At 61.1% G+C, this 8,108-nt stretch carries 7 protein-coding genes; 3 read left to right on the forward strand and 4 right to left on the reverse strand.

Annotated features, from left to right (window positions below; genetic code table 11):
• Window positions 1-160 precede the first annotated feature (160 nt).
• Window positions 161-760, reverse strand: a complete 600-nt coding sequence (locus tag DLJ58_RS01260) for a hypothetical protein (RefSeq protein WP_124853465.1) — start codon at window positions 758-760, stop codon at window positions 161-163.
• Between the two features lie 114 nt (window positions 761-874).
• On the opposite strand from DLJ58_RS01260, the gene DLJ58_RS01265 reads away from it, so the two are divergent.
• A complete protein-coding gene (locus tag DLJ58_RS01265; protein WP_124853466.1) occupies window positions 875-1,618 on the forward strand; it encodes a hypothetical protein in 744 nt (247 codons plus the stop codon).
• A gap of 288 nt (window positions 1,619-1,906) precedes the next feature.
• Here the strand turns inward: DLJ58_RS01265 and DLJ58_RS01270 are convergent, their stop codons facing one another.
• From DLJ58_RS01270 to DLJ58_RS01280, 3 genes are all read right to left on the reverse strand, one after another.
• Window positions 1,907-4,954: an nSTAND1 domain-containing NTPase gene (locus DLJ58_RS01270; protein ID WP_341869887.1), complete on the reverse strand. Its 3,048-nt coding sequence runs from the start codon at window positions 4,952-4,954 to the stop codon at window positions 1,907-1,909.
• Window positions 4,955-5,108: 154 nt separating this feature from the next.
• Window positions 5,109-5,603 carry an NUDIX domain-containing protein gene (locus DLJ58_RS01275; protein ID WP_244218734.1) on the reverse strand — a complete coding sequence of 165 codons (495 nt, stop codon included), beginning with the start codon at window positions 5,601-5,603 and terminating at the stop codon, window positions 5,109-5,111.
• Window positions 5,604-5,643: 40 nt separating this feature from the next.
• Window positions 5,644-7,002 carry an NsdA family TPR-like regulatory protein gene (locus DLJ58_RS01280; RefSeq protein WP_124853468.1) on the reverse strand — a complete coding sequence of 453 codons (1,359 nt, stop codon included), beginning with the start codon at window positions 7,000-7,002 and terminating at the stop codon, window positions 5,644-5,646.
• Between the two features lie 224 nt (window positions 7,003-7,226).
• Here DLJ58_RS01280 and DLJ58_RS33990 point away from each other — a divergent pair, with 224 nt between their 5' ends.
• Together DLJ58_RS33990 and DLJ58_RS01285 are read left to right on the forward strand one after the other, a co-directional pair.
• Window positions 7,227-7,388: a hypothetical protein gene (locus DLJ58_RS33990; protein WP_167493666.1), complete on the forward strand. Its 162-nt coding sequence runs from the start codon at window positions 7,227-7,229 to the stop codon at window positions 7,386-7,388.
• Window positions 7,375-8,108 (forward strand): helix-turn-helix domain-containing protein (locus DLJ58_RS01285; protein ID WP_148097963.1); only part of this gene is annotated, 734 nt, incomplete at its 3' end. The genes DLJ58_RS33990 and DLJ58_RS01285, both read left to right, overlap by 14 nt.

Below are 8,108 nucleotides of genomic sequence, written 5' to 3' on the forward strand. Positions count from 1 at the left end.
GCCTGGGGTGGCGCGGCGGGTGCTGCTGGCTACGGGGGAGGGAGTCACGGTGATGCGGGACCGGATCCAGTTGCCCGCGGAGACAGCGGCGATTGTAGCGCTTTAGGTCCGCATGATTCGGCACCTACTATAATAGTGGCGTCTTCCCATGCTCGTCCTGTCAATCCATAGCGGCAGCTAGGGTGTAGCGGGCCTGTTCCATTTCTCCTGCAGTGAGCGTAGGTCGAATGTGGTGATCGACTTTGAAGCGCGTTCCACCTGCTAGCATCATATCGACTTGCTGTGGTTTACCCATGATTACTAGGGTCGCAACGGATGCATCCGCCGGCACGCGAGTCTCATGCAAGACGCCAATGGGTATGTGGTGAAATTTACCCGTGTGCACGGTGCGATGCGCGACTTGCCTAAGTTTGACGACACCCCTCGGGGTCACCGAGTGACCGTCGGCGTACTCGTGAAGGAAATAGGGCATCCCGTTCTCTGTATCGATCTGGAATAGAATGTCGGTATAGGTTCCAGCAAGAACGAGCGAGTCCAGCTCCCAGTGGTGAGAGTGGATGTGAGGATGATTGGCTAACGTGGGTCGGTGGCCGGCCAGCCAAATGTGTAAACGAAGCTTCTGTTCGGCCCCGAGATCACCCAGGTGGAATACAGCGAATCCGGTCGGATGCCATCGGCCGGCGATTGTGCCGGAGAGGACCTGTGTGATCGCACCGGCCCTCTCTTTCTTCAATCTTTGCCTCTGCGCGGAGTCAGCCATCGCGTCAGCATAACGCTTCGACCTTGGCATGACCAGCCCTGCTGCTTTTGTCGCCGGTTGGTGTTCCCGATCCGGCATTTTCAAACCCGGCGCTATAGGCTAGGGTTTGTCTCCATGAGCGGAAGATTTCGAGAGAGAGTGCGTCTGGTCAAGGCTGCCGTGTTCGTAGACTTAGATTTGTACGCCCTTCTGTTGGCCGGCTTCATCTTCACAATCCTTGGTGCAACAGGAGTTGCCGATGTTAAAACGCTCTCTTCTGTGGTGCTGGCGCTGTTGTCTTTGATGGCATTCTCTCAAATCCGCACTAGGCGGGTGCAGGCCGGCCCCGCCACTCATCCTTATGACAATTTGTTTTTGGCTGACTTTCCGCCCGCCCTATATGAACACCGAGATTCCGTTTCGCAGGACTGGCTGTATATCGGAGTTTCTGGTTACAGAACAATCGGGGCGGGGCGTCTCCCAATCAGCAAGGTTCTGCAGCGCAATGCGAAGGTAAGGATCCTACTGTTGGATCATCGGCGTGAGGACTTGCTGCGCGCGGCCGCTGCACGTTCTGCAAGTGGCGCAACTCCTGAGAGGTTGCGCGAACGCATACTTGCCAGCCTCTCTGAGCTCGCCGTGCTTGTTGCCAGATTTCCGGGGAACCTAGAGATTAGGTTGTTGCCATTCCTTACGACTGTCGGGGTGAACGCTTTTGACACCACAGGTCCAAACGGAAGAGTGTACGTTCAGCATTATGAGTACGCTACTCAAGGCGAATCCTCCCCTATCTATACTCTTCGCGCTTCTGACGGCTACTGGTACCAGCATCAGCTAGCTGAATTTGAGAGAATGTGGGATGAAGGTCGGCCGGCCTAATGCTCGCATAACGTTCAGTACCGTGGCCTCGTGAACTCAGGAAGTCGCCCGCATCTTTCGGAGTCTCCGTTGGCTGCTCTGGTCCGCCGCCCTGCCGTGTATCGACACCGGTCCTAGAGCGCGGCGGAAGCGAGCCGCAAGCAGCCCGGCGGACGCCGCCTTCGGCGAATTCAAGGCCACTTTTCTGACCATGAAACAACTGTCGACTTTCTGAGCCGGTGGTGCAGCTAACTGGCGCAGACAAAGTGTCACAACAGGTGTGTTCCACCACCACAGACGCTGTCAAGATCAGCCGGGCAGACCGGGTCGGAGTGGATGTACCCGAGGTTCAGGCACTGGGAAAGTTGGCCCGAAGTCGAGGGTCTCCACTCCGCTAGCTGCGGGTCGACTGGCTGATTGACCAAGCCGCGGCACGGGCACTACCGCAACGCCAGCTGCTTTGGCCCAGCCCCTCATGTACTTCCCATTGGAAAGTACCGTGGGGTCGCTCCACTCAGCATTGACCGCGACCCTTAAAACATCGCCGACATCCTGCGGAGATGCCCCCGGATTCGACTGTAGAAAGTTCAGCGCGACGGGCACCCCAGGTACATTGCTAAGCAGGTCGTAGAGGACCCTGGGAACTACGGACCCGTTGTCGACCAAGTCACGTCGGAGTAGACGAAGGGTGCCGTCAGGAAGCTCGCTGATCGCACCGATTGCGAGTAGGTGACGCACCCCACCTCGCCGGGATCGCGACACTCCACCCTGTACTTCTTGGTGAGGAGACCGCGCTATCTCTAACAGCAAGGACAGAGCGGGCCCAGGGGCTTCATTCGGAAAAGCCCCGCGTAGCCGTCGCCTGATTCTGGCTTGCAGGAGTTGACCAACTCCCTCTGTGCCATCTGGCGCCGGCTGCCACAGCTGGGTGTCCTGCGTAGCGAGGCCCGCATACTCGAACCACAAAAGGAAAGCTCGAGCGTAGGTCTGCCACGTTGCCTCCGCTACCGCCACTGCTGGAAACGCTGCCGGTAACTCCCGCGCTAAATTCCCGACGGTAATTTTACCCATACGCTCCGATAGAGAAGAGAAGGAGGAAAAGGCGCGGTGCCGCCGCAACGAAGAGGCAACGCGGCGTCGCAGTTCGCGCTCGGGATCATCTGCTGTCCAAATCTCATCTATGATGCGGACCTGGTTCGGCTCGTAGGTTGTTGCCCCGAGGAGCCGGAGTTCCCTACTCAAGTTAAAGAGCGCGTTTTCGCTCGTTCCGAGTCGCCGGGCGATGTCCGGAATGTTCCCGTTTCCGTCGTCGATTGCAACCTCTCGTAGTAACCGGGCAACGGATAGCGGTGTCTGGCGAAGGATATAGGAATCCTCAACGGGGATGCGACCGTTGTTCAGGTAATCCCGGAAGATATCCCAATAGGTGTCAAGCTTCTCCCCGACTTGCACGATTAGTCGTCGGTTAACCAAGGATTGTACGACGTGTCCCGGAACCCGCTCTTCTACTTCTCCGATTGCGATTGGCGCATAGCGAGCGATGTGCCGAAGAGCCTCTTGTTCTGCGGGGCTGATCTCTGCCAGATCTGCGTCGAACAAGTTCTGCACGTTCAGTCCTTCACTTGCCAAGCGCTCTTGTGTTGCGCCGGCAGCGATTTCGCTCAACAGGTGACCCGCGAGCTTCTTGAATAGCCATGGGAGGCCCTGGCTATACTCGCGGAGGCGCTGTCGCAAGTCGCGAGCAAGGGATTGTCCGATTGCATTCTCAAGCCGTCTGAGTAAGGTGTCAACCTCTGCCGCCCCGAGCGGAGCAATCGGAACAACCGTTGCTCCGGCGCGGATTTCGTCCCGCATATGGTACGGATAGCTTTCAGTCCAACCTACGTGGTCTGTCTTCCAGGCGAATCCGACCAGAAGTCGATCAGAAAGCTCACGAGCCCCTAAAGCTAGATCCCGGAACTCTCGCGTTAACTCCTCGTTTCGGAAGACATTCTCGAACTGATCAAAGAAGACGACAATCGGATTCTTCCCGAGCCATTCTGCCTCGCTAAGCGTTCGAAGGGCGCTAGCCAAGCTCGCCCACGAAGCATCCGGCCGTAGCCGAAGAAGGTTTTTCTCTGCGGCTTCGTTTGCTGCACGACGTAGGACCTTGGTTACGTATCGGCGAGAGTTGGCGGTCCGCGTATCCAGAACGAGGGCGTGGCCACTGCGATCGAGTACTAGTCGCTCCAGACGAAGCGCGAGAGAACTCTTGCCCCACCCAGACTTTGCGTTCAACACTAGAACTCCTGGGCGAGCATCGAGTGCCTCGTCCAAGAGTTTCACAATCCCACGACGGCCGACGAAATACTTTGGTGCTGCCGGCAGTTGGTATTCGAAGTCGGAACGGCTCCCCGTAACCGTTGCAATGATCGGGGAAACCTCCACTGCGCCGAGAATCTCCGCTCGTGCCTCTAAATTGCGAGCGTCGTGAGCCACTGCGCCCTGAGCGTAGGGATTCGCGGATAGGAGTTCCAACACCGAATGCGGAACTGGAGCGCCGGATGACCAAGCGAGAAGGCGGGTCGGATTGCGGGTTTGCGGCTCCAGTTCAAGGCAGGCCGAAAAGACGCCCTCGTCCGTTATCGCAACCGCCGGATCGCTGATCAGGATATTCGGAACTGGGCATTCAACGATCTCCCCTCGATCCTTGAGCGCGTCCACAATTCCCAAGGCGGTAAGGAGGGTGAAATCCGAGTCGTTGCTTGCAATCAGCTCCGCCTGCTCACGACCTTGCGCAGTCAGCCGGGGGATTGCCACGAAAAAGCCATGAGTGCGATTATCCTCATAGCGACGCACGATTAGTTTGCTGTGAAAGGTTCCAAGTGAGGCGGCTGATACGGGACTCGAATATGCTTTACACTCGGCAATCGCTGGCTGCCCCGTCAGGCGATGCGTCGCTACGACGTCAAGTTCGATCCCGTCGGCGCTCTCATTAAGGCTCATCGTTGTGGGTCTGCTGTATCCGTAAAGGTGCAGCAGATGCGCAACGAAACGTTCGAACAGATGTCCTCTTAAGTTGCTGACCGCAGATGGAGTCGACCCCTCTGCGAGTACAAGTACAGCGGGATCTGAAACGGCGAGTCTGCTAATTCGAGATTCGTCCGTTCGAGGTAGGACTGGCTGTGGTTCCTCGCTCACTCTGGGCAACCTAGTGGTTGCGCGACCGTTTCGCCAGTGGACGAACAGGCCTACCCAGCTGGCCGACGGTGCGGTGTGAGGAGGCGATCCGCGTCGGGCGACTGGTCCATCGGGGAGGACGGGCTCTGTGCTCAGCCCTCTGTGGCGGTGGCTGGGGCAGCGAGGCCATTGACACACAACGACCCCTGATAACCAACGCCAGCCATAGATCGCCCAGCTACTCGCAGATTATTGGCCCTAAACTGGCGGGAGACGGACAAGTCGACCTGGTCGTACCCTTGACGCTGCTCACCCAGTCTGGGGATTAGGACAGTATTCGTAATCTTTTACATTACCGGAAGTATCGCGCGACACCCGATCCGCCAGCGAGGTACATGGGAGCACGTCGGTCACGGGCGAGCATTGCCGCATGAATCCGCGGGGCGACGTTGCCGGGAAGACGCTGCTCGGCCTCTTGGCGTGGGAAGAAGGCGGCGTCCTCCAGTTCCTGGCCTGGCAGGTCAAGGCCGTCAAGACTGGTGATGGACTCGCAGTCGAACGTAAAGCTGATGATCGGACGCGGCCGCTGTCCGGCGGGCGGCGCCCAGTCGATTACGAGAAGCTCGCCCACGCCCACGGCGAAGCCTAACTCCTCTCGGATCTCGCGGGCGCATGCATCATGCGGGTACTCGCCCTCGTCCACATAGCCGCCTGGGAAGGCCCAGTGGTCGCGGTACGTGGGTTTGACGAGTAGCACTTTGCCAGCCGAGTCAGTTATGAAGGCCGCAGCGGCGGCGTAGAAGGAGGTCAGGTTCGCGTACCACATGGCGGGTTCCGTCCAGGTCACCTCGGTGACGCTAGCGGACATGTCTAGGTGTGCTCTTTCTCTAGATGGATGCCGGCCCGGCTGCGAGGGTATGTAGGACTTCTTTGACCTGGGGCGATGTCTGCTGTGGGCTGAGCGTGGCAGTCAGCTCGCGGATGCGCTGCTGAACACGTACCGACCTGATCCCCGCATTGTGCTGGGCCAACTTCCGGCCCCAGTTGCAGGCAGCGTTGGTGTCTCCAGCGCGGGCATAAGTCATGGCAACGAGGGCGGTGTGCAGGGCACGCGTCCGAGTGTTTTCGCTCTCGAGGGTGAGCGCTTCGGGGGCGTGTCGAAGGGCTTGCGTGTACAGATTTAGGTCGCTGAGGCACCTCAGTGCGGCCCCGGCGAGGTGGGCAGGGCTGAAGTAGCCAACCCAGCGCGGCCCCGGATCTGTGCCCGTCCGGTCGAGAGCACGCTCAGCCTTATTGAGAGCGAACTGGCAGGCACGTCGTTCGCCCGACTGTCCGTAAGCGGTAGCTGCGGTGGCGTGCAGCCGAGCGAGGACTGCGGCGGGTGCGCGGCCGGCCCCGTCGATGGCTGCTTCGGCGAGCCGCGCCGCCTCTCGGGCGTGCCCCAAGAACACGGCCTGGGTGGCGAGGTTGGCGAGCAGGTGAGCTCCGTAGAGGCGGTCGTCGGCGGCCTTGGCGAGCCGCAGACCGAGGGTCACATGATGTTGCGCCATGGCATGTTCGCCCGCGTCGTACGACATGAAAGCGAGCTGGCCGGAGAGTGTCGCCGCTGCACGCATGAGGTCGCGCCCCACGGCATCGGTGTAGGTGCCGCGCAGCATCGGCGCGACCTGACGTACAAGGAAGTCGGCCATGACGGCACGGGTGTGCGGAGAGCCGCTGCCGTGACGTCGGTCGAGATCGGTGAAGTGGTCCGCCAGCGCGTACAGCGATTGAACATCGGTGGAGGTGACCTGTTGCCGGCCGCTCCGGCTGATCGCCTTGTCGGGCAGGTCGTACCGCCAGCCAAGCGCCGCCTCTAGCGCTTTGCCGCTGTCGAACACCCCGCTGTCCTGTTGGTTGAGGCGCTTGGCCAGCCGCGTCCAGATCTGCTCGGCCGTATCGATCGCCCCATCGACAGTAAGGGGATAGACACACCTTCCGATGCTGTCGCCCGCGCCGAAGCCCAAGTCGGTGACAGCGACTGAGCGACCGAGCTTACGGGCTAGGGTCTGGGATATCGCGGCCTGGACGTGCTCGCCGGGCCGACGCCCGCGTAACCACCAGTAGACGCTGGCGGCGTCATACCGCCAGGTGCCCTGATCACGGCCGGTGTGATTGAGCTGCCGGGCAAAGGCGGCGTGAGAGTTGGCGTAACCGGCCGCCAGAAGAAGTCCTTCGAATGCCGCGTTTGTCACCGGTCGCGCCATCGTTCCGCCTCCACGCATCAGTCAACTACCAACAGTGACGAGCCTATGGGTTGCCGAAGTCCTATGGGGACCCGCGCAACCCTGCGCAACCCACGTCCTGAGCAGCGCAACCTAGCGCATTGCTTGCCACCTGGTCCGTTGATCGGCAGCCCGCTTCGCTGAGCGCAGGTGTCCTGGGTGCCGGCGAGGTCTGAGCGTCGCGCCCTGGGTTGACGGAGGTGGCTATGCAGGGCGACGAGTCAGCAAACAAGGGCGAGCAGTCTGAGGCGGCCGAGCGGGAGGCTGCCAAGCAGCGCCTCCTCGCCCAGGCCGAGGCGGACCGCGTACCAGTGGACGACACGACCCGTGCGGTCCCGGACCGGCGGTGGCGGCGTGACCAACGATGACTTCCCGATCGGTCGCCGGGTGGCGAGCTGGCGGGTGCGGCGGTCGATGACGCAGCAGATGCTCGCCGACCGGCTGCGCAGGTCGAAGTCCTGGGTAGACAAGATCGAGCGGGGTGCCCGCCCTCTGGACCGGTACTCGGTAATCCAGGAGTTGGCCCACGTCCTGCGGGTCGACCCGGAGGTGCTGCTCGGCCAGCAGCGGAGCACTCCGGCGGGCACGCCGGACGGGGTGGACGACATCCGGGCCGCGCTCGCCCGCTACGACACCCCGCAGGCTCCACCACAGACGGACGAGCTGAGAAGGCAGGTCGGGCACGCCTGGTTGGCCTACCAGCACGCGCACTACGGGCAGTTGGTGCGGGTGTTACCGGGACTGCTCGACGCCGCCCAGGGCGCGCGGTCACCGGAGTTGCTGGTGCAGGCGTACCGGATCACCTCGTCGCTGCTGGTGAAGCTCGGCGAGGCCGACCTCGCCTGGCTTGCTGCCGACCGCGCGATGGCCGCCGCCAGCGGCGACCCGACGTTAGCGGCAACAGCGACGATCGCGGTAGCCCAGGCACTACGTGCCGCCAACCGCGACCCCCTGGCCCTGACCGCAACCCAAAGTGCAGCCAACCGCCTCCTCCCACCTTCATCCCGTCCTGGTGATCATGAGGTTGGCGGGTTTGATGGAGATCAAAGCGCCCGGCAACCTCATGATCACCAGGACGGGATGAAGGT

The organism is Micromonospora arida (assembly GCF_003857035.1).
GTDB classification, from domain to species: Bacteria; Actinomycetota; Actinomycetes; order Mycobacteriales; family Micromonosporaceae; genus Micromonospora; species Micromonospora arida.

Bases quoted from the DNA above. Each gene is read 5' to 3' on its own strand.
- DLJ58_RS01260 (WP_124853465.1), bottom strand. From the start codon at position 760: ATGGCTGACTCCGCGCAGAGGCAAAGATTGAAGAAAGAGAGGGCCGGT.
- DLJ58_RS01265 (WP_124853466.1), top strand. From the start codon at position 875: ATGAGCGGAAGATTTCGAGAGAGAGTGCGTCTGGTCAAGGCTGCCGTG.
- DLJ58_RS01280 (WP_124853468.1), bottom strand. From the start codon at position 7,002: ATGGCGCGACCGGTGACAAACGCGGCATTCGAAGGACTTCTTCTGGCG.
- DLJ58_RS33990 (WP_167493666.1), top strand. From the start codon at position 7,227: ATGCAGGGCGACGAGTCAGCAAACAAGGGCGAGCAGTCTGAGGCGGCC.